At 39.9% G+C, this 21,234-nt stretch carries 21 protein-coding genes; 12 read left to right on the plus strand and 9 right to left on the minus strand.

The genetic code is table 11. The features are described 5' to 3' along the window. Window positions 1–191 precede the first annotated feature (191 nt). Window positions 192–2,072 (plus strand): molecular chaperone HtpG, encoded by a 1,881-nt coding sequence (gene htpG / locus QFZ72_RS02280; protein ID WP_307428875.1) that lies wholly within the window; start codon window positions 192–194, stop codon window positions 2,070–2,072. Between the two features lie 70 nt (window positions 2,073–2,142). Here the strand turns inward: htpG and QFZ72_RS02285 are convergent, their stop codons facing one another. The 6 genes from QFZ72_RS02285 to QFZ72_RS02310 all read right to left on the minus strand — a co-directional run bounded on the left by QFZ72_RS02285 (window position 2,143) and on the right by QFZ72_RS02310 (window position 8,309). Next, on the minus strand, window positions 2,143–3,216 hold the full coding sequence (locus QFZ72_RS02285; protein WP_307428877.1) for an ABC transporter substrate-binding protein: 1,074 nt from the start codon (window positions 3,214–3,216) through the stop codon (window positions 2,143–2,145). Beyond that, on the minus strand, window positions 3,213–4,016 hold the full coding sequence (locus QFZ72_RS02290; protein ID WP_307428879.1) for an ABC transporter permease: 804 nt from the start codon (window positions 4,014–4,016) through the stop codon (window positions 3,213–3,215). The genes QFZ72_RS02285 and QFZ72_RS02290 overlap by 4 nt, the downstream gene beginning before the upstream one ends. A 1-nt stretch (window position 4,017) precedes the next feature. Continuing rightward, a complete protein-coding gene (locus tag QFZ72_RS02295; RefSeq protein ID WP_307428882.1) occupies window positions 4,018–4,821 on the minus strand; it encodes an ABC transporter permease in 804 nt (267 codons plus the stop codon). Continuing rightward, a complete protein-coding gene (locus QFZ72_RS02300) occupies window positions 4,811–5,917 on the minus strand; it encodes an ABC transporter ATP-binding protein (RefSeq protein ID WP_307428885.1) in 1,107 nt (368 codons plus the stop codon). The genes QFZ72_RS02295 and QFZ72_RS02300 overlap by 11 nt, the downstream gene beginning before the upstream one ends. Before the next feature lie 195 nt (window positions 5,918–6,112). After that, window positions 6,113–7,351: a peptidase T gene (gene pepT, locus QFZ72_RS02305; RefSeq protein WP_307428888.1), complete on the minus strand. Its 1,239-nt coding sequence runs from the start codon at window positions 7,349–7,351 to the stop codon at window positions 6,113–6,115. Window positions 7,352–7,367: 16 nt separating this feature from the next. Then, window positions 7,368–8,309: a Gfo/Idh/MocA family protein gene (locus QFZ72_RS02310; RefSeq protein WP_307428890.1), complete on the minus strand. Its 942-nt coding sequence runs from the start codon at window positions 8,307–8,309 to the stop codon at window positions 7,368–7,370. 214 nt (window positions 8,310–8,523) lie between these two features. On the opposite strand from QFZ72_RS02310, the gene QFZ72_RS02315 reads away from it, so the two are divergent. Continuing rightward, entirely contained in the window at window positions 8,524–9,132 is a 609-nt protein-coding gene (locus QFZ72_RS02315) for a DNA-3-methyladenine glycosylase (protein ID WP_307428893.1), read from the plus strand. 105 nt (window positions 9,133–9,237) lie between these two features. Here the strand turns inward: QFZ72_RS02315 and QFZ72_RS02320 are convergent, their stop codons facing one another. After that, window positions 9,238–9,363, minus strand: coding sequence for a hypothetical protein (locus QFZ72_RS02320; RefSeq protein ID WP_307428896.1), 126 nt, complete (start codon window positions 9,361–9,363; stop codon window positions 9,238–9,240). Between the two features lie 9 nt (window positions 9,364–9,372). Continuing rightward, window positions 9,373–9,525 (minus strand): zinc ribbon domain-containing protein, encoded by a 153-nt coding sequence (locus tag QFZ72_RS02325; RefSeq protein WP_307428899.1) that lies wholly within the window; start codon window positions 9,523–9,525, stop codon window positions 9,373–9,375. 166 nt (window positions 9,526–9,691) lie between these two features. Between QFZ72_RS02325 and QFZ72_RS02330 the strand changes: the two genes are divergently transcribed. Together QFZ72_RS02330 and QFZ72_RS02335 are read left to right on the plus strand one after the other, a co-directional pair. Next, window positions 9,692–10,384 (plus strand): response regulator transcription factor, encoded by a 693-nt coding sequence (locus tag QFZ72_RS02330; protein WP_307428902.1) that lies wholly within the window; start codon window positions 9,692–9,694, stop codon window positions 10,382–10,384. Further along, window positions 10,362–12,578 (plus strand): sensor histidine kinase, encoded by a 2,217-nt coding sequence (locus QFZ72_RS02335; protein WP_307428905.1) that lies wholly within the window; start codon window positions 10,362–10,364, stop codon window positions 12,576–12,578. The genes QFZ72_RS02330 and QFZ72_RS02335 overlap by 23 nt, the downstream gene beginning before the upstream one ends. Before the next feature lie 55 nt (window positions 12,579–12,633). On the opposite strand, the gene QFZ72_RS02340 is transcribed toward QFZ72_RS02335, so the two are convergent. Beyond that, a complete protein-coding gene (locus QFZ72_RS02340; protein WP_307428908.1) occupies window positions 12,634–14,100 on the minus strand; it encodes an alpha-amylase in 1,467 nt (488 codons plus the stop codon). A 266-nt stretch (window positions 14,101–14,366) separates the two neighbouring features. On the opposite strand from QFZ72_RS02340, the gene QFZ72_RS02345 reads away from it, so the two are divergent. The 8 genes from QFZ72_RS02345 (at window position 14,367) to essB (ending at window position 21,210) form a co-directional block, all read left to right on the plus strand. Next, window positions 14,367–15,659, plus strand: a complete 1,293-nt coding sequence (locus QFZ72_RS02345) for a Zn-dependent hydrolase (RefSeq protein ID WP_307428910.1) — start codon at window positions 14,367–14,369, stop codon at window positions 15,657–15,659. A gap of 255 nt (window positions 15,660–15,914) precedes the next feature. Further along, on the plus strand, window positions 15,915–16,559 hold the full coding sequence (locus QFZ72_RS02350; RefSeq protein WP_307428913.1) for a hypothetical protein: 645 nt from the start codon (window positions 15,915–15,917) through the stop codon (window positions 16,557–16,559). Between the two features lie 122 nt (window positions 16,560–16,681). Next, entirely contained in the window at window positions 16,682–17,758 is a 1,077-nt protein-coding gene (locus QFZ72_RS02355) for a DUF6792 domain-containing protein (protein ID WP_307439551.1), read from the plus strand. Continuing rightward, complete coding sequence (locus QFZ72_RS02360) at window positions 17,706–18,578, plus strand: hypothetical protein (protein WP_307428916.1); 873 nt, start codon at window positions 17,706–17,708, stop codon at window positions 18,576–18,578. The genes QFZ72_RS02355 and QFZ72_RS02360 overlap by 53 nt, the downstream gene beginning before the upstream one ends. Before the next feature lie 12 nt (window positions 18,579–18,590). Beyond that, window positions 18,591–18,917: a hypothetical protein gene (locus tag QFZ72_RS02365; protein WP_307428919.1), complete on the plus strand. Its 327-nt coding sequence runs from the start codon at window positions 18,591–18,593 to the stop codon at window positions 18,915–18,917. Between the two features lie 347 nt (window positions 18,918–19,264). Continuing rightward, the gene (locus QFZ72_RS02370) at window positions 19,265–19,558 is read left to right on the plus strand and encodes a WXG100 family type VII secretion target (RefSeq protein WP_223438755.1); all 294 of its coding nucleotides are present in this window, start codon (window positions 19,265–19,267) and stop codon (window positions 19,556–19,558) included. Between the two features lie 87 nt (window positions 19,559–19,645). Further along, on the plus strand, window positions 19,646–19,885 hold the full coding sequence (gene yukD / locus QFZ72_RS02375; RefSeq protein WP_223438754.1) for an ESX secretion system protein YukD: 240 nt from the start codon (window positions 19,646–19,648) through the stop codon (window positions 19,883–19,885). A gap of 14 nt (window positions 19,886–19,899) precedes the next feature. Then, window positions 19,900–21,210: a type VII secretion protein EssB gene (essB, locus tag QFZ72_RS02380; protein WP_307428925.1), complete on the plus strand. Its 1,311-nt coding sequence runs from the start codon at window positions 19,900–19,902 to the stop codon at window positions 21,208–21,210. Window positions 21,211–21,234 lie beyond the last annotated feature (24 nt).

Genomic DNA, 21,234 nt, shown 5'->3' on the forward strand with positions numbered 1-21,234 from the left:
TCATTAAATAAATAGTTACCCTAGATAACAGTTACTCTAGGTAACTAATATAACAAAAACAGTCCTTGTTTGTCTACCATCCGAAATCCTGAAGATGGATATTGACACAAAACGGGAATATATGTTATTTAATTAGTGGTTAGCACTCTCATGAAAAGAGTGCTAAAAAGCAGTTTGAAAGGAGAATGACAATGGAAAAAATGCAGTTCAAAGCGGAGTCTAAGAGACTATTGGAAATGATGATCAACTCAATTTACTCTCAAAAAGAAATCTTTTTAAGAGAACTGATTTCAAATGCGAGTGATGCGATTGATAAAATTTATTACAAAGCTTTAACAGACGACAGCCTATCATTTGACCAGAACCATTACTACATAAAAGTAAGGGCAGACAAGGCAAATAGAACATTAACAATCTCAGATACTGGGATTGGGATGACAAAAGAAGAACTTGAAAACAACCTTGGAATTATTGCGAAAAGCGGCTCTCATGCTTTTAAAAGTGAAAATGAGCTGAAGGATGGCCATGACATTATCGGTCAATTTGGAGTTGGTTTTTACTCAGCCTTCATGGTAGCAGACGCTATCATTGTGACAACGAAAACAATCGGCAGCGAAGATGCCTATAGATGGCATTCTGGGGGAGCAGACGGCTATACGATCGAGCTTTGTGAAAAAGAAGAGGTCGGAACGGAGATTGTTCTTAGCATCAAAGAAAACACAGAAGACGATTCGTATGATGAATATTTAGAAGAATACCGCTTAAAAGCCATCATTAAAAAATACTCTGATTTCATCCGCTACCCAATTAAGATGGATGTAACGGAGAGAAAACGCAAAGAAGACAGCGAAACAGAGTTTGAAGAGGTTCTGGAAGAACAGACGATCAACAGCATGGTTCCGATTTGGAGAAAGAATAAAAATGAGCTCACTTCGGAAGATTACGAGAATTTTTATGCAGAAAAACATTATGGATTTGATAAACCGTTAAAACATATCCATATCAGTGTGGACGGTGCCGTCAGATACAATGCAATTCTCTATATCCCTGAACAGATTCCGTATGATTACTACTCTAAAGAGTTTGAAAAGGGACTAGAGCTTTACTCTAATGGTGTGTTAATCATGGAAAAATGCTCAGACCTGCTTCCTGACTATTTCAGTTTTGTAAAAGGAATGGTAGATTCTGAGGATTTATCTCTCAACATTTCAAGAGAAATCCTCCAGCATGACCGCCAGCTAAAGCTGATTGCAAAAAATATCAAGAATAAAATTAAGAGCCAGCTGCAAAGCTTATTAAAAGATGAGAGAGAAAAGTATGAAACATTCTATAACTCTTTCGGAAGACAGCTGAAATATGGCGTTTACAGTGATTTTGGGGCAAACAAAGAAGATCTTCAGAACCTGCTCATGTTCTATTCATCAAAAGAGAAAAAGCTGATCACTCTTGATGAATATGTTTCAAGCATGCCTGAAGATCAGAAATACATCTACTATGCTGCAGGAGAAAGCTATGAACGAATTGAAAAGCTTCCGCAGACAGAGGTTGTGGCTGATAAAGGCTATGATATCTTATATTTCACGGATGAAGTGGATGAATTTGCGATCAGAATGCTGATGAATTACCAGGAAAAAGAATTCAAATCGATTTCAAGCGGAGATTTAGGCATAGAAGCAGGCGAGAATGAAAAGAGTGCAGAATCGGAAGCAAAAGAAAACAAAGAACTCTTTGAAGAGATGAAAACGATTCTTGCCGGCAAAGTGAAGGATGTAAGAATTTCAAAGCGGCTGAAGTCGCATCCAGTCTGCATCGCAACAGAAGGCGAAGTGACGACGGAAATGGAAAAGATCCTGAAGGCGATGCCGAACAACCAGAATATACAGGCTGAAAAAATTCTTGAAATTAATCGAAATCATGAAGTATTTGCTTCTTTAAAAGATTCCTTTGAAAAGGATAAAGAAAAATTAGCGCTGTATACAAACCTGTTATTTAATCAGGCGCTCCTGATCGAAGGATTGCCGATTGAAGATCCTGTAGAGTTTACGAATGATATTTGCAAAATAATGGTGTAAAAAGAAACAAACCTTAAAAGCGCGAAATAAGCAGAAAAGGGAGTCCAGAAAAACCAGGACTCCCTTTTTCTTATTTCGGATGCATCTTAAATTTTAAAAACAGCTCATTATAATAAGCCAAATTCTTTTTGCCAAGGTTCTCATACACTTCCAGTCTTTCCGTCAGCTCAGGCGGAGGATAGAAGCGCTGATCGTTTACCATTTCTTCCGGCATGTATTTTAAGGCTTCTTTGTTAGGTGTGGAGTAGCTGACATATTCGGTGTTTTCTGCGGCCACCTCAGCATCCAGCATGAAGTTGATGAACTGATGGGCAGCTTCTGCATTTTTGGCTGTTTTCGGGATAACCATGTTATCGAACCATAAGTTTGAGCCTTCCTCTGGAACTACATACTCCAGATCTTCATTTTCATACATGATCTCTGATGCAACCCCAGACCATACAAGCCCGATTGCTGCTTCCTGATTTTCCAGCAGCATCCGGCTCTCATCTCCAACAACTGCTTTGACATTTGGAGTGAGGGAATCAAGCTTTCGTTTTGCTTCCTCTAAATGATCCTTATTTGTATCGTTTAGAGAGTAGCCAAGGCTGTTTAGGCCCATTCCCATCACTTCTCTTGCCCCGTCAATCAGCAGGATCTCATTTCGCAGATCGGAATCCCAAAGGTCATTCCAGCTCGTGATTTTTTTACCGTCTATCATCGTTGGATTATAGATAATGCCGACAGTTCCCCAGAAATATGGAACGGAATATTTATTTTCAGGGTCGAATGGCAAATCCATAAACCGGTCATCAATATTTTTCAAGTTCGGAAGCTTTGAATGATCCAAAGGGATAAGCAAATCTTCTTGTCTCATTTTATCAATCATATATTCAGAAGGAACGGCTATATCATAAGTCGTTCCGCCCTGTTCAATCTTTGTCATCATCGCCTCGTTTGAATCAAAGGTCTCATAGATGACTTTAATGCCTGTTTCTTTCTCAAAGCGGTCAACCAGATCGGAATTAATGTAGTCTCCCCAGTTAAAGATCGTAAGCGTATTGCCGCTTGAGTAGCCCTGTGAAGAGTTCAGCTCTGAAACAGCATACATAAGGATGCCCGACACGAGAATAATCGCGAAGAAAACGCGGACCAGCTTCTTCATTTTCTTACCCCCCATCCGCTTTGCTTATTTCGCTGCGTGATGAAGTAGTAAACAATCACAAGCAGGACTGTGAAAAGGAAAAGCAGGGTTGATAAGGCGTTAATATTCAATGAGATTCCCCGGCGCGCAAGTGAATAGATTTCAACGGACAGCGTAGTGAATCCATTGCCGGTTACGAAAAAGGTAACAGCGAAATCATCAAGAGAGAACGTAAGAGCCATAAAAAATCCTGCAAAAATACCCGGTGTGATAAATGGCAAGGTCACTTTAGTCAGGACATTCCAGCTGCTTGCGCCAAGATCTCTTGCTGCATCAAGCAAGGTTGGACTCATCTCCATCAGTTTCGGCAGAACCATTAAGACAACAATCGGAACGCTGAATGCAATATGAGATAAGAGGACTGAATAAAATCCAAGCTTGATTCCTGCCATCGTAAACAGAATTAAAAACGAAGCGCCAATAATAACGTCAGGACTGACAATCAGCACATTATTCAATGACAACAATGTGTTTTTTGTTTGTCTGCTTTTAAAAGAATGAATGGCAAGTGCTCCAAGAACACCGATAATGGTGGAAATAAGAGCTGACAGCAAGGCGATAACGAGTGTGTTCAGCACGATGATCAGCAGCCTCGTATCTGTGAAAAGCTCCTTATACCAATCAAGCGTAAATCCTTCAAAGTTGTACATCGTACCGCCGCTGTTGAACGAATAAAACACAAGGAAGAAAATTGGCGTATATAGGATGAGAAAGATCAAAATTAAAAAGATCCTGGATAGAGGGGATATTTTCTTATCCAACTTACATACCCCGCTTTCGATTTCCGGTAAGGAAGATAATCAGAAACATAAAAATAATCAAAAAGACAGCAATGGTCGACCCCATACCCCAGTCCTGAGTCACAAGGAAATGCTGTTCAATCGCAGTTCCGAGTGTGATCACTCTGTTTCCAGCAATCAATCTTGTCAGCATGAACAGAGAAAGAGCAGGTATAAAGACAAGCTGGCATCCAGCTTTAACGCCATCAATCGTAAGCGGAAAAATGACTCTGCAAAAGGCAGTCCAGCTTGATGCCCCCAAATCACGCGCTGCATCCAGCAGGGTTGGATTTAATTCATTCAGTGAATTGAAAATAGGCAAAATCATAAATGGAATAAAGATATAAACCGATACAAAAATGAAACTGAAATCGGTGAACAATAACTGCTGCGAGCCAATGCCGATTGTTTCTAAAAAGCTGTTAGCAACACCGTACGTGCCAAAAATGCCAAGAAAAGCATAGGCTTTTAACAATAAGTTAATCCAGGAAGGGACAATAATCAGCAGCAGCCAAAGGTGCTTATGCTTTGTATAAGTCAGCAAATAAGCAGTTGGGTATGCAATAAGCAGGGAAAGAGCTGTGATCAAAAAAGCATACCAAAATGAACTCAAGGTCATTTTTATGTAGACCGGTGTGAAGAAGTTCTGGTAATTGGCAAGCGATAAATTTCCTTCAATATCAATAAAAGAATAATAAAGAACAAGAACTATCGGTGCAATAACAAAGAGAGCAATCCAAAGAGCATAGGGAATCATATACAAATTTCGGGTCAGCTTATTTTCCATGCTCTTCTCCATCTGTATAGGCTTCTAAACGTCTGTCAAATTCCTCTTCGGTCTCACCGAATCTCATTACATGTATCGCTTCGGGGTCAAAAAAAAGGCCGATCTCATCTCCGACGGTGGCTTTCTTTGTGGAATGAACGAGCCATTCGTTTCCATCCTTGTCATAGCTGCTTATTTCATAATGAACACCGCGGAACAATTGAGAATCAACACGTACCTGGAGTTTCCCGCGTTCCAAAGAAGTGATTTCTAAATCTTCAGGACGAATGACGATCTCTATAGGTTCATTTGGAGTCAGACCCTGATCGACACATTCAAATTGTCTGCCGGTGAATTCTACAAGGTAATCCTCAAGCATGGTCCCTTTTACAATATTGGATTCACCAATAAAATCAGCAACAAAGCGGTTAATAGGTTCATCATATATATCCGTTGGAGTCCCGCTTTGCTGTATTTTCCCTTTGTCCAGAACAAAAATTTCATCAGACATCGCGAGAGCTTCTTCCTGGTCGTGGGTGACAAAGATAAAGGTAATGCCCAGACGCTGCTGAAGTTCTCGCAGTTCATACTGCATTTCAGTGCGAAGCTTTAAGTCCAGGGCTGACAATGGTTCATCAAGAAGAATCACTTCCGGCTCATTGACAATCGCACGTGCAATTGCGACCCGCTGGCGCTGGCCTCCGGACATTTCCCGAATTTCCCTTTTTTCATATCCAGCAAGGTTTACAAAGCTTAAGGCTTCTCTTACTTTCAATTCAATATCCCGATTATTCATTTTTTTAATGCGCAGTCCGAATGCAACATTTTCGAAAACATTCAAATGAGGAAACAGTGCATAATCCTGAAACACCGTATTTACTTGGCGTTTGTTAGCAGGAACATCATTTATCTTTTTTCCGTTAAAAAGGATTTCTCCTTCAGACGCCTCAATAAACCCGGCAATCAGCCGAAGAATAGTTGTCTTGCCGCATCCTGAAGGGCCAAGAAGTGTATAAAATTTACCGCGCTCGATTTCAAAACTGACATGATTAAGGACAGCAGGATCATTGTCATATTGTTTCGTAACCTGCTTAAACTGAATAATTGTGTTTGTCATATCATTCTCCCTCTTGGTTTGCTCGGATTTGAACAAAGAAATATTTATAAAAAACGGTCAATTTTTCCATATTTATCATGAATAATTATACATGAAAGCGGGAAAGAAAACAGTGAAAACTAACTCCCTTTAATAGCGTAAATGAATATCAAAAACGCTTTGGATTTTCACCCAAAGCGTTTCTTATTTGTCAAATCAGTCAGCTGCATTCTCTTCAAACAATCTCGCAATCTCAACAATAACCTGTGTTGCTTTTTGCATATTATCAACTGATATATATTCGAACTTGCCGTGGAAATTCTCTCCGCCTGTAAAAATATTCGGGGTAGGAAGGCCCATATAGGAGAGCTGGGATCCATCTGTGCCGCCGCGGATCGGTTCAACAATTGGCTGAATGTCCAGGTTTTCCATCGCTTTGTATGCAATGTCAACGATCTGTTTAACAGGCTCGATTTTTTCACGCATATTGTAGTACTGATCGTTCATCTCAAGGACGATGCGTTCGCTTCCGTATTTCTCCTTCAATTCATCAACAACACCGGCCATCGTTTGTTTTTTCTGCTGGAACGCTTCCTTATCAAAATCTCTGATAATGTAGCTTAGCTTCGTTTGTTCAACATCCCCGCTGAAAGAAAGAAGATGGAAGAAGCCTTCATAGCCTTCTGTTAATTCAGGAGCTTGTTCAGCAGGCAGCTTGCTTTGCAGCTCCATTGCAATCTTAATGGAATTCACCATTTTTCCTTTAGCCGTTCCAGGGTGGATGTTGGTGCCTTTAATTGTAATGGAGGCCCCTGCCGCACTGAAGCTTTCGTACTGCAGCTCTCCGAGAGGACCGCCGTCCACTGTATAAGCGTATTTCGCATCAAAGGTAGCCACATCAAATTTATGTGGTCCGCGTCCGATTTCCTCATCAGGAGTAAAAGCCACTCTGATTTTGCCGTGCTTGATCTCAGGATGCCTGATCAAATAATCCATCGCCGTCATAATCTCAGCTATACCCGCTTTATTGTCAGCTCCTAACAGAGTGGTGCCGTCTGTTGTTATAAGGGTATGGCCTTGATAGTTTAATAAATTAGGAAAGTCTTTTGGAGACAGAGTCACTTGCTCTGCTTCATTCAGCAGGATGTTCTGTCCGTCATAGTTTTCATGAACCTGCGGATTCACATTTTTTCCGGTAAAATCAGTTGCGGTATCAATGTGTGCCAAAAAGCCGATCGTTGGAACCTGCTTATCCGTATTGGATGGTAGAGTGGCCATCACATACCCAAATTCGTCCATGCTTACATCCTCTAAGCCAATTGCTTTCAGTTCTTCTGCAAGAGTTCGTGCGAGTGTCAGCTGTCCGTCAGTGGAAGGACATGTTTCGCTGCTGTCATTTGATTGTGTGTCAATTATTACATAGGAAGTAAATCGTTCAATGATTTCATTTTTCATTTTTCATCAACCCTTCTTATCCTCTTAATTTTTCTAAAATATTCTGTGCCTGATAGCCTGCCTCAAAATCAATAATCTCAGCTTTTTCGCCTTTCAGGGCTGATACAAGCTCATCAATTAAAGAATTGGCAAGTGAACTGTCTGCATCAATCCCTTGTATAGGTTCCCCATGCTTGCCTCCTTCGAGTGCCGACCAGTTCAGCAAGGATAGAGTTCCTTCTGTCCCATAAGCAGTAAATCGGATTTCTTCCATACCTGCAATTTGACTCAGGCCATCGAATAAGACAGGCGTGCCGTCCTGCAGCTCCATTTGAGCCAGGATTCCAATTTCAGAGGCAGCTGGATCTTTTGGATATTGAACTGTTTTATTCAAAACATGGACAGGACCGAAGATTTTTTGGATTTGCTGAATATAGTGAACGCCGACTTCCAGTACAAAACCGCCTTGTTCACGGCTTGCAACCCAGTCATTTTGCTGCCACGGGCGCGGCCATTCGGGGAAACGCATCTTTAACTCAAGCCGTCTCAGCTCTCCAACATAGCCCTCTTTTATGAGGGAAGCAAAGGTTTTGCTTCCAGCACTATAATTCAAAGGAAAATTCATTGCGTGGATGATTCCTTTTTCTTTTGCTTGTATGTAAAGACTTTCTGCTTCTTCCAATGAGTTTGCCAAAGGTTTTTCACATAAGACATGCTTGCCCCTTGCCATCACATCGGTCACAACCCCATGATGAAATTTGGGCGGAACTGCTACATAAACAAGATCGATTTCTGCTTCTTCAAGCATTTTTGCATGGTCAGTGAATGAAGGCACATTTTCAAGTCTTTCAGATGTTTCACGTGTAACTTCAGCATTCTGGTCACATATAGCTGAAATAATGATATCTGGATGGTCTGTAAAGTTCTTTATTAATCGCTGTCCGATTGCACCTAATCCGATAATTGCTGCCCTAATCATTTATAGTCCGCCTTTCTAAATAAATCTGATAATTAATTATATTAAGAAATCTGATGCATTCATAGTATCCATTCGAAAAAAGAGAAAGAGTGAAAATCCGTTTTATTTGGTATGCTGATAATTAGGGAGTATAAAGTACGATTCAGTATAAAGTTTAGCTTGAATGAATTCCATTTGATATGATTTTAAGAGAATCTTTAAAGAGGTGGACAACATGATTCATCAGCCTATTCATACGTCCTTTTTTAATAAACCTACACTGGAATTAGCCCAGGCTCTTCTCGGAAAAATTCTGGTAAAAGAAACAGCAGAAGGCATTGCTGCAGGAATAATTGTTGAAACTGAAGCCTATATCGGACCAGGGGATCAGGCTGCACACAGCTTCAATAACCGGCGGACAGCAAGAACAGAAGTCATGTTTGGTCCAGCTGGCTATACTTATACATATGTCATGCACACACACTGCCTTGTAAATGTTGTAAGCGGAGTGATAGATTCTCCTGAAGCAATTTTAATTAGAGGTTTAGAGCCGGTTGAAGGACTGGAATTGATGTATGAACGGCGAGGTCCGGTTAAAAGGGAGCAAGATCTCACAAATGGGCCCGGAAAACTGACTAAAGCATTGGGTATTGTAAAAGAAGATTATGGACGTCCTTTATGGGAGTCGCCACTGTATATTGCAGAAGGCAGAGAACCTGAACTTACATCTGCAGGACCGCGAATTGGAATAGACAACAGCGGAGAGGCAAAAGAATATCCATGGAGATTCTGGGTGAGCGGGAACCGGTTTGTATCGGGTACAAAGAGGAACAATTTCAGTTAAAAAAGCTGTCTCCCAGGAGGCAGCTTTTTATCATTTTCAGATGAAAATAGTAAATTGCTTCAATCACCGCCGCAAAACACCTCGCTCGGTCAATAATAAGCACCTTTATTTCCAGCGTTCAAGCTTATGGATATTGCGTGTAAATAAACCAGCAAGAAACCCCGGAAAACCAAACTCCTTGATTTTACCCTTTACTTTTTCTTTCATTTCATCTGAAGTGATGTCGGGCATTGTAAAGGCTCAATTTTGGTAACAATGGCTGCAATATTTACTGCTTTTTGTTCCGTTTGCTTCTGTTCCGCCTCCATGTTCATCTCTGTATAATGGCATACCGCAGCTTTGACAATTCTTATAAGTTTCCAAAGAAACATTTACCTCAAATCTTTTCTGCATTATCCCGTATTGTTAAAGAAAAAGCATAGGCCATTCTTTCTTAGCTAATAAAGAATATTTTCTTAAGAAATTCTTAAACATTCCACAGACAGAGTGTTAAGAATTTCCCATTAGACTGTAGATAATAACATGAAAACAGATATACTTTTGAAAGGAGCGTGAGAAAATGACAAATTATAACGTTTTAGTAGTGGATGATGATAAAGAAATTCGCGATGCGATTGAAATCTATTTAAAGAATGAAAACATAACTGTGATAAAAGCAAAAGACGGCATAGAAGCTCTTGAAAAACTGAATGAGCACTCTGTTCATTTGATTCTATTGGATATTATGATGCCGCGCCTTGACGGCATTTCAACAACATTTAAAATCCGCGAGAAAAAAAATATTCCGATTATTATTCTGAGTGCCAAAAGTGAAGACACCGATAAGATACTAGGCCTGCAGGTCGGGGCAGATGACTATGTGACCAAACCGTTCAACCCAATGGAGCTGATTGCCAGAGTGAAATCACAGCTAAGACGGTATGTGACGCTTGGTACATACGAAGGTGTGAAAAAGACCGTAGATCTGAATGGTCTTACCCTTGATCAAACAGCTAAAGAAGTGACGGTGCACGGTGAGAACGTAAAGCTTACCCGCATTGAATACAGCATTGTCGAATTATTGATGCTGAATGCCGGCCGCGTGTTTTCTATTACTGAAATTTATGAACGTGTATGGAATGAGCCTGGCTACAATGCAGAAAAAACAGTGGCGGTTCATATCAGGAAGATAAGAGAGAAGATTGAAATCGATCCTAAAAATCCGAGGTTTTTAAAGGTGGTATGGGGAATTGGGTACAAAATGGAAAAATAGTTTAAAGTTTTTGATTGTCATGTTCTTGCTGACATATGGATTAAGCGGTGTGATTGCAGGTTTGTCAAAGGGAGATCGGTATCTCTTTAAGACTTATTTTCAATCTTATGAATTTCAAGATAGAGTCAGCTATTTCGCTAATTTGATCAGTCTGTTTGAATTAAATGGCATGACAAAAGAAGAGGCCAAAAAGAAAATCACCGTTTCAGCAGAGGAAATAGAAGATCACCGCTACAGATATGGCGACTTAACGGAACAAATCATGAACATTGAAAGTCAATACGAAGGTCAGATTCAATCAGCCAAGGATAATGGAAATAAGGCCGCTGAAGAGGTATATACGGAGGAAAGAAACAAGAAGATTGAAGATATTACAAAGAATTTTAAAGATGAAGAATATGTCCGGGAAAAAATTATCAAAGAAAAAGAATCACGTATTGATAAGTTTTATAGAGAAGGCTACGAGTATATGCGTTCTGAATTTAATAGGAATGAGAAATTATTTGTCTATTACCTGAAAGATATTGATACAGGCGAAGTGTTTACAAACTTAAACATGGATGAGAATGAAGATTCTAAAGAATACATGAATAATAAGGAAATGCTTTATATGGAGAGCTATCCCGGTTCTAAAGGCTATATCACATCAAATGATGGGTTTCATTATTTCGGAGACGGTGAAGTGATAGGGACCATGTTTGATATGAAAGAATCAAGGTTTGCCGGACAAATTGCTCTGCCGAAGTCAGCACCTGATGATAGTGAAATAATGACTGAATACAGAGATTTTCAAAAATCACAGACTTTTTTTTACAGCCATTCCATAAGCGGACTGGCAGCACTTCTAATAAGCTTTTTCTTATTAAGAAGACGGCCGTTTTATGAAGGGCTGCAAAAAAGCAGATGGGGTCAGACCTATCATCGGATTCCCCTGGATATAAGATTATTGCTCTGTTTTATCTCTTTCATGGGAGCTTTACTTGTTTCATTTGATATAAGTGATTATTATCCATATCGGTTTGGATATGAGTGGGTTTATTCCCTGCTTTTCCTGATGGCGGGAACGTTTTTTATTGCCGTTCTGTTTATTCAGGCAGCCCTGCTTTTCAATCGCTTTAGGAATGAAGCAGACCTGAAATCTGAATGGAAGACTGCCCTTCTTTATAAGCTTATAAAAATCGCAGCAGGAGCCTTCCTTATTCAAAAAACAGGTGTTCAGCTGTTGATCCTATTATCCATTGTTTTTGCCTTTGGCGCAGGAGCCGTCATTGTTATCATAGAGCCCCGTTATGTTCTGCTCTATTTCCCGATGTTCCTGCTAATCGGTCTTCCCGCTGCTTTGCTTCTTTTTAAGCGGCTGGCCTATTTTAATCAGATCGTCAAGAACACAGATGACATTATGCTTGGAAATCTCGAAACCGATTTGCCGGTTAAGGGAAAAACCATTCTGGCTAATCTATCAGCGAATATTAATGCATTAAAGCATGGGGTAAAAACCTCACAGCAAAAGCAGGTGAAAAGCGAACGGCTTAAGACGGAGCTGATTACGAATGTCAGCCACGATTTGCGGACACCGCTTACTTCGATCATCAGCTATACGGAATTATTGAAAAATCCTAACCTGTCAGAAGAGGAACGAGATTCCTATGTGCAAATTGTTGACCGCAAATCACAGCGGCTGAAAATCCTGATTGATGATTTGTTTGAGGCGTCAAAAATGGCGAGCGGCAATATTGATCTAGTAAAACAAAACGTAGATATTGCGCAGCTTCTGCAGCAGGCGCTTGCTGAATACAATGAAGCAATCAGCCAGTCTTCTCTGCAATTCAGGGTGACTCATTCGGATGAACCTGTTTATGCAGTCGTAGATGGGCAAAAAATGTGGAGAGTGTTTGAAAATTTGATTGGCAACATCCTTAAGTATTCCTTAGAGAATACTAGAGTGTACCTTTCGGTTAAAAAAACCGGGGATCAAGTCCTTATCTCTTTTAAGAATGTAACGAAGTATGAGCTCAGCGAAAACACAGATGAATTATTTGAACGGTTTAAACGCGGAGACTCATCACGTCATACCGAAGGCTCCGGACTGGGCCTGACGATTGCCAAATCGATTGTTGAACTTCATGGAGGCCGATTGGAGATTGAAGTGGATGGAGATTTATTTAAAGTAACCATCCTATTGGATGCTAATTAAAAAACAGAAAAAACAGCCGGTTTCCGTATCCAGGAAACCGGCTGTTCACTTTCATCTATTCAACATCTTCATCAGGACGGGCCCAGACAGAAACACTTTTTCCGTTAACGGGGAACGTCGCAAATCCATCTTCTTCAATGGTAATGTGATCCTCCCGCGTTCCTGTTAAATCAACCCAAACTTCGCCAGAGCGATGCTCGCCGACAAACATCCGTTTTTCTCCTTCGTCACCATTTGAGATGACAGCCGCACAGCCAGAACGTTCAAATTCTTCATGACCGCGTCTAACCCAGCCAATTGTGTTAGGATGGTCGAAATAATCATCTTGTTCACCGTAAGCTCTGGTTTGTCTTGCATAAAGAAGCGGGTCGATTGCTTCCTTTTTCCCATCAATTGGTTCGTCGCCGTCAATTCCGTAATAATCACCATAAAAGACACAAGGGTATCCTTGCTTACGCAAAAGAATAAGAGCATAAGCACTCTGCTTGAACCAATCCTCAACCCATGATTCAAGCGACTCATTAGGCTGGGAATCATGGTTATCAACGAATGTGACTGCGTGATCAGGGTGGGATCCGACCAGTGTATCGTCAAAAATCTTCGAAAGATCAAATTTACTGCCTTCCTTGGATGCTTTATAAAGCTTATAGTGAAGGGAAACATCAAATAAATCGATTTTGTAATCAATGTTATCCAGGAATGTTTGACAAGCTTTTAAATCAGACTTCCAAAACTCGCCTACAAAATAAAATTCTTCGCCGCGATCCGCGTAAAGCTCTTCAGCAAATCTCTGAACAAAGTCATGATTTATATGCTTGATGGCGTCAAGGCGGTATCCATTGCACTGCAAGGTATCTGCAAGCCACTTGCCCCATGAAATCATTTCATCCTGAACTTCTTTGTTGTCATAATCAATGTTTGCGAACATTAAGTAATCATAATTTCCAAATTCGCTATCTACATTTTTGTTCCAATCCTTATTTTCGCCAACAATCTTAAAAACACCGATTTTATCATTTTTCGCATCATAATCTGTTCCGTTGAAATGCTCGAAATTCCATTCGAACGAGGAATACTTCTTTTTACGGCCTGGAAATGTAAATTTTGTCCAGCCTTCTATTTCAATTGGCTCCGATATTTCCTCGGTTCGATTATCAGGATTAACTTCAATGGCTTTGAACAATTCCTTTTCATCAGCCCCTGCTTTATGATTCATAACCAAATCCACATAAACGGCAATGCCGTTATCGTGACAGGCTTTAATGGCAGCAATTAATTCCTTCTTTAAACCATATTTCGTTCGGACAGACCCCTTTTGATTGAACTCTCCCAGATCATATAAGTCATACACACCATACCCGACATCATCTCCAGATTGGGCTTTTGTAACGGGAGGAATCCAAACGGAATCAATGCCTCTTTCCTTAAGCTCCGGTGCTAACTCTTTCAGCCTGTTCCAATGTGTTCCAGTAGGTCGTACATGCCACTCAAAAAACTGCATCATTGTGTGATTTTGTTCCATCCCGAATTCCTCTTTTCATTATGTTCTGTCTGTTATCCTAACTTCTACCCTTAATAATAGAAAATGAAGCAGAATTTTATAAAAATTTTCTTCTTCCTTTTATCGCATTCAATTTAAGGTTTTACGGTTTGCTAAATAAATGGAATTATTTATAATAAGAAATATTATAAAATTCTGTAAAAATGAGTATGTCTATAGAACCTATCTTAGAATTCTGCTCGTCCGGGTGCAGATATACATTTATCATAGAAAGTGAGGAATTATAAATGGCTTCCATATTTTCGAAAGAAAGACTGCTGAAAGAACTTAATCAGTGCCCAGAATTCGAGGGAATAGATGCACATGAACTGGCAGATAAATTATCAATCCTTGCTGAAATCGGAAAGACTCCAGATGGAGGCGTAACAAGATTTCCTTATACGAATGAAGAGAAACAGGCAAAGTCTGTTTTCAAAGATTGGATGTCGGAAATTGGATTAGAAGTCAGGGAAGATGCGATTGGAAATTTATTCGGCACGCTTCATGGAAGCTCGCCTGATCTTCCGGTCGTGATGACAGGCTCTCATTTGGACAGTGTTCCAAATGGCGGGGCATTTGACGGTCCGCTTGGATGCTTAAGCAGTTTGCTTGCGATAAAGGCCATCGCTTTTAAACAAGAGAAGCCGAAGCGTTCGATAGAGCTTGCGGTTTTTGTAGACGAGGAAGGAGCACGATTTAAAAACGGAATTTTTGGAAGCCGAGTCATGATGGGAGAAGTTGGCGCAGCTGATTTCAAATCATTTAAAGATGATAAAGGAAACGTACTATATGATGAAATGAAAAGGTGCGGGCATGATCCTGAACGAGTTAAAGAATCCTGCAGAAAACCAGAGGATATTTATGCTTTTCTTGAACTTCATATTGAACAGGGCAAGCGCCTCGAGTCAGAAAATAAAGACATCGGCATCGTCAGCGGCATTGCCGGTCCAACCTGGATATCCTTTACGTTTATAGGCGAAACAGATCACGCGGGTAATACGCCGATGAACTTTCGCAGGGATACACTGGCGGCCGCAGCAGAATTTATTTTAAAAGTTGAACAGGCGCCGGGAAGGTTCAGCCAAACGGCTGTTGCAACGGTTGGAAAAATAAACGTCTTCCCAAACGGAACGAACGTCATTTCCGGCAAAACAGAGGTCATTGTGGATGCAAGGGATATTGATTTGGCAGCAAGAGATGCTATGATTTCCGCATTAAAAGATGAAGCAATGAATCTTTCAAAGGAAAGAGGAGTGGCTGTCGACATAAACGACGGCATCAATATATCGCCTGTGATCGTGCCGGATCATATACAGGAAATCATCCGAGCTGCTGCTGAAGCGAGTGGAGTGACCACGCTCTCTCTTCCCAGCGGAGCGGGGCATGACGCAATGACACTAGGAAAATATGTGCCTTCAGGAATGATTTTTGTGCCGAGCTTAAATGGGAAAAGCCATTCACCGGAGGAGTGGACCTCACTCCCTGACTGCATCAGAGGTGTACAGGTGCTGAAGGAATCTCTGAATCAGCTGGCAAATTGATTTTAAAATGCAAGTAAAATATCCTCTCCCGCATTTTGGGAGCGGTTTTTTTCATTTTGAAGAGAAAAATCTATAAAAGAATAATTTTCATAAAATTGCATGTAATTGAGTGTTGGCTGGGAATTTTATAGGTACTAACTCTCATGCAATAAGTAGTGATTTTTTCATTATTCGGGTTTCATATTGAACATTAGTGGGAAAATATGGTAGTAATAAGAAGGAGTACATACGAGATATCCGAAAGGAGCCCATCCATTGAAAAAAATAATACAGCTTAGCTTAGTTTTTATGCTGATCTTTACTGGGGGTTGCGGAATGAGCAAAGAAAAAGAAAACGGTAAAATAGATGCTTCATCAATGCCTGAAACGGAAGCCTTTAAAGATGAGTTTACACGGGGATTTATGGCTTCAAACAAAGAGGTTTCAGAAGGGTATTATTCATTCGAATCAAAGACAAAGGGCTATACGATGTTGTTTCCTAGAAATGCTGTAATTTCTAAAGGGAATTACGAAATTCAAGAAGATAAATATGAGACATTAACATTTGGTGAAAAATTGGAAGATAAGAATATATCATATTATATAAAGTTAACTTTTGAAGACAACAGCAATACTGCTGATACAGATATTAAATTGCGGCAGCTATCTAAGAGTACAGGTTATAGTGGGAATTTTGAAAGTGAAGATATAAATGAAAATACTGTGTATTATTCGAGTGATAAAACAGAAGAGACAGATTACTATTTTTACTTGGCATATATTAAATCAAAAGAATCCGATAAAGCTATTCGATTTACATACTTCAGTAACTGCTCTGAGGAGGAAAAGGACTGTAAATTATTGTCCAAAGATGTTGATGAAAGAATTAATTCAATAATAGAGTCTATTAACCTTAAGTAGATAAAATTAAATTATTTGAAGGTGAATATCAAATGCAGAATGAAGAACATATTATATTCTGATATATTAAGGGCTCGAATTGCGGAAAGAGAGTACGGAGGAAGGATCAAGTACCTCTAACAATTGAAGATGTCAGAAAGATATATATCGAGGAAACAGGGAAAGAACCCCCAGCTAAAATATCAATTTATTACTCAGACGAATACAAGGATCCCAATGGGTTAGATTCAGGTTTTGATGGGACTGTTATTCATTTCTTTAATCCTGAAAAAGGAATAAATCAGTCATATACAATTACAAGAGGAAGTGAACATAAGGAAGGGAGTATGCATGGAGATGCTGAAAGCGAAGAAACTCCCTTGGATTGGATATACAATGCAATGGGTATTTTTTCAGGAGTGAATGAAAGTCAGTACGATGCAGCAGTGCATTTTGATGAAGCGGTAACGAAAGAAATTAACAAGGTTGTTGAATCGGAATTAAACTCTTTACAAAAAAGAGGAAGAAATATTAGCAAGGATGAATTGGAATTGAATAAGAATGGAATCGGACACTCTTTAGGCGGCAATCTAATTCAGATGTTAAGTTTAACATACGTAAATTTTAACCGGGTATACGCGATAAATGATGCTCCGCCAAGTTCATATCAGCTTGCAAATATAGATGCTGAATTTCGATTTGAATTATTCAGAGAATTTAATTTAGATATTAGTAATTTTGACAAAATCTACACCATCCCCCCTCCCCCTCCCCCCTCCGAACTCAAAGCTTTCACTGAAAACCATTACAAAGAAAAAGGCCAAAACATTCACCATCTCACCAACGAAGAAGACATGCTGTTTGCAGCATCAGACCTTCGTGGATTTCTAAATTTGGGGAGCCGGACGATCTTGGATTCGGATGCGGATTTTGTCAGCATCCGCGACAGAATCGGCAATCTTTCAGATGAAGATTTATATGAGATGCAAAAGTTCCTGGTAAAGTATGCGCCTGCGTATAAAGCGGGAGGATATAACGGTTTAATCAAAGCGATGACAGGTGTTGATTTGGTGCTTTTACAGGAACTGAAGGATACTTGGACCAATATCAGCATCACGGATAATCCAGTTGGTGCTGCTGAAGCTGTGTGGGAGACGGTTAAGAAATTTGACGAGATTGCAGTTAATCTCAAGGACTTTGCAGCTGCCGCAATTGATTAAAAATCTTCCGGTCCTGTTGAGCATTTTTACTGATCTGACGAGCGGGGAAATTGACCTTATTGTGGATGAACTTAAAGGAATGGAGCAGGATGTAAAGGAAATCCAGAGCTTGATTGCAAGTCTTGCAGATTTGACGGCGATGGATGGGCTTCTAACTCTTAATCCCATAGAAATTGTACAAAAACTGTTTGCTATTAAAGATCATTTTGAAGCAATTGATGCGAAAATCAATCAGCTTTTTGGACGTTTTGACACAATTAAGGCCATCATCGAGGAGGCAAAGATGGAATTTGGCGAGGCGGTAGAGGGCCACAGCCTTCAGCAGGTTTCCAATGCCCTTGCTAAAAAAGGCAGATGTTATGAAGGCGGAAGTCTCTTTATCTTTAAAGTTGGCGGGAATGGACAGAAAATCGAAGTCAATCTCTCTTCAGCTGTGAGGATTTATCAATCAGGAATGGATTCCTATGATGATCAGGAGGCTGCTCTGAGAAGATACCAGCGTGCTTTTGAGGCTGTTTTCTTTGAGGATTACGAGAGAAGAAAAGGAGATCTTCTAAGCAAGATTCATGATATGGAATCTAATCCGCGTTCTTATCGAAAGCTGCTTGCCATAGGAAGCGAATATGAAGTGAAAAGCATTCATGTTCATGAACAAATTCCAGTGCTGCCTGCAGCCTTTTCAGACCGTTTAGATGAAACGGTCCATCATTTTCAGGATCAATTCGATAAAGGGAGAAAACTCATTTCTTCTATAAAGACATCCATTGAAAAGATGTTTCAAGAAGAAAAGGACATTGCTTCTATTTTTGATCTCAGATAAGGAGGAATGTGTGTGCACCAGCTTTATAAAGAGCACGTGTTTGATTCTGCTAAGGATTTAAGATACAAAGCGGATCCTCTTAATTTCCAGCTTGAAACGCTGGCTTCTGCAGGGGCTGAGCTTTCAAATCTGATAAGAGCTGAGCTTGCAGGGAGTACGGCAGAGTTTATAGAACAAATATCTATTGAACTGACCAAGCTTCGTTCCGAAAATGAAGCAGTCATCAGCCAGCAAATTTATAGCAATCATATGCTCGCGAATCAATATTCCAATTTGGTGAACGATACGAATGCTCAATACATGACCATTCGATATGATAAGAAAGAACCGGCTGGATAAAATCACGCACCCGGTCAATTCCTTTCAAAAAATCCATATATAGAATATGAAAAAATTATTCTCCCCTAATTAAGTGGGTTAGACTAATACAAATAATCCGGGAATCAAGAATAGGACTTTTCTATTAAAAATATGGAAAAGTATTATAAAAATTTCCTTAAAATAGGTTTTACCGGTAAATTACATGGGTAATTAATAACAGGATCGATAAATCCAGTAATATTCTTCCTCTATTACATAATAGTAGATAGAATGTACCATTTTACTAGTATTCTAGAAGTAACAATTGACCTTCATGGTCTTTGTTTATACAATTAATGTAAATTCGTGTAAAAGGAGAGATGAAAATGTCAGGAATTATTCGCGTTACCCCTGCAGAACTTGTCGATATGTCAAAACGTTATAACAATGAAGGTGGAGAGCTTGGTCTTCTTATTGGACGCCTAGACAGCATGATTGGTCAATTACAGGCTATGTGGGAAGGGGAAGCAAGCAACGCTTTCAGAGATCAATATGAACAGCTTAAGCCTTCTTTCGTAGATATGCAGCATTTAGTTGAAGATATTTCAAGACAATTAGAGAAGACAGCACACGCTCTTCAAGAGGCTGATGCAAACATTGCAGGCCAAATCCGCGGTTAATAGGATCTGACAATCTAATGAAGTGCAGAAAGGAGCGCCCATTCTAAATCAGATGATGGCGCTTCTTCATTTTTGAGGTGAAAAGGCATGTATATTGAAGTGACAATCGATTTGAAGCATTACACAGGAGAAACATTTGATTTGCGTCTATCAAATTATCACTCTGTCAAAAAAGTAGTGGATATAGTATGGCAGACAAGATGCATTTCTGACCCACCTCGAGAAGGGTATTGGGTGCGCGTTCCCAATAAGCAGATTGTCCTATCAGGCAACCATAAGCTTGTAGAATGCGGAATTACAACAGGAGATCGTTTTGAAATCCTATGAAGGAGTCATTCTCAATGTCAGAAAAAAAACCGTCATATTTAGAGCAGCAGCTTGAAGCTGTCATAACGAGGGAAGATGGCTATACTTTCATCTTTCAAACAGAAAAAGTAAAACTGGATCAAGCAGCAGAAATCGATATGCTAAAAGAAATGGATCCATCCATTAAGCGGGAAATCGTTTTGACTGAAGATGAATTAAGGGTTCATGTTCAGCCGCCTGAGACTTATTTGGGTTTTTCCAGTTTAAATAAAAAAGAAGAGCGAAGCAAGTGGAATTTTTCCTATCAGCTGGTAAAAAAGGTAAAAAATCACTCGTTATCGCGGCTTCATTTGATTGTATGTCCTGAAAACATTTTATTTGATCAAAGCTTTACGCCCTATTTACTTCATTACGGCGTAATGGAAAGCATTCCTCCCTATGAACAAGACGGTGACAGGCTATGGCAGGAACTGAAAGCCTGCGTTGCAGCTGCTGTTGATTCCAAATATACCTTTGAGCAATATCTGAAATTCAATGAAACTTTGGACATTTCACCAGTATCCAGGGAATTGCTTTCAGCGGCAGATTATCCTGAATTGTTAACCCTGATAGAAAAGAACATGAGGGAAATCGACAAGAAGAATGCAGCTCTTGTCTCCATTCCGGAAAAGAAATGGAAGCTTACACGGTACATAGCTCTGGGATTTCTTGTTTTGCTTGTTCCTGCACTTATTTATACAGCTTATTCCCTTTTTTCCCTTCATCCTAAACAAGAAGCGTTTGTAGAGAGCAATGAATACTATCTGGGCAACGATTACAGTGAAGTAGTCAGCACTCTTGCAGGCTACAGCATAGAAGAAATGCCTAACGTTGTTAAATTTCAATTAGCATCGTCTTACATAGTCAATGAATCTTTGACAGAAGACCAAAAGGAAAGCTTGCAAAACACGCTGACCCTTCAATCCGATCCGCAGTACCTTGAGTATTGGATACATATTGGAAGAGGCGAGGCTAAAGAAGCACTCGATCTTGCAAGAAATCTTGAGGACCGTGATCTGATTGTATTTGGACTGATTAAATACCAGGATCAAATAAAAGCGGATACTGAAATGAACAGTGAAGAAAAGCAGCAGGAACTTCAAAAAATTGATGCAGAAATAAAACAGTTTAAAGAAGAACAGGAAGCCCAGAAGAAAGAAGAAGAACAAAAGTTAGAGGAAGAACAGAAGGCGAAAGAGCAAGTGGAAGAACAGCAGAAAGCAGAAGAAGAGGCAAAGGAAGCAGCTGAGCAGGCGAAAGCTGCAGAGAAAAAGCCAGCCGCTCCTGCAAAATCGGGTTCCAACTGACGATTATAGGCAACAGGAGGTGAT

Source organism: Bacillus sp. V2I10, from assembly GCF_030817055.1.
Classification (GTDB): domain Bacteria; phylum Bacillota; class Bacilli; order Bacillales; family Bacillaceae; genus Bacillus_P.

Coding starts and splice junctions, on each gene's coding strand:
- htpG (WP_307428875.1), top strand. CDS start 192: ATGGAAAAAATGCAGTTCAAAGCGGAGTCTAAGAGACTATTGGAAATG.
- QFZ72_RS02285 (WP_307428877.1), bottom strand. CDS start 3,216: ATGAAGAAGCTGGTCCGCGTTTTCTTCGCGATTATTCTCGTGTCGGGC.
- QFZ72_RS02295 (WP_307428882.1), bottom strand. CDS start 4,821: ATGGAAAATAAGCTGACCCGAAATTTGTATATGATTCCCTATGCTCTT.
- QFZ72_RS02300 (WP_307428885.1), bottom strand. CDS start 5,917: ATGACAAACACAATTATTCAGTTTAAGCAGGTTACGAAACAATATGAC.
- pepT (WP_307428888.1), bottom strand. CDS start 7,351: ATGAAAAATGAAATCATTGAACGATTTACTTCCTATGTAATAATTGAC.
- QFZ72_RS02310 (WP_307428890.1), bottom strand. CDS start 8,309: ATGATTAGGGCAGCAATTATCGGATTAGGTGCAATCGGACAGCGATTA.
- QFZ72_RS02315 (WP_307428893.1), top strand. CDS start 8,524: ATGATTCATCAGCCTATTCATACGTCCTTTTTTAATAAACCTACACTG.
- QFZ72_RS02320 (WP_307428896.1), bottom strand. CDS start 9,363: ATGCCCGACATCACTTCAGATGAAATGAAAGAAAAAGTAAAGGGTAAA.
- QFZ72_RS02325 (WP_307428899.1), bottom strand. CDS start 9,525: ATGCAGAAAAGATTTGAGGTAAATGTTTCTTTGGAAACTTATAAGAAT.
- QFZ72_RS02330 (WP_307428902.1), top strand. CDS start 9,692: ATGACAAATTATAACGTTTTAGTAGTGGATGATGATAAAGAAATTCGC.
- QFZ72_RS02340 (WP_307428908.1), bottom strand. CDS start 14,100: ATGGAACAAAATCACACAATGATGCAGTTTTTTGAGTGGCATGTACGA.
- QFZ72_RS02345 (WP_307428910.1), top strand. CDS start 14,367: ATGGCTTCCATATTTTCGAAAGAAAGACTGCTGAAAGAACTTAATCAG.
- QFZ72_RS02370 (WP_223438755.1), top strand. CDS start 19,265: ATGTCAGGAATTATTCGCGTTACCCCTGCAGAACTTGTCGATATGTCA.
- yukD (WP_223438754.1), top strand. CDS start 19,646: ATGTATATTGAAGTGACAATCGATTTGAAGCATTACACAGGAGAAACA.
- essB (WP_307428925.1), top strand. CDS start 19,900: ATGTCAGAAAAAAAACCGTCATATTTAGAGCAGCAGCTTGAAGCTGTC.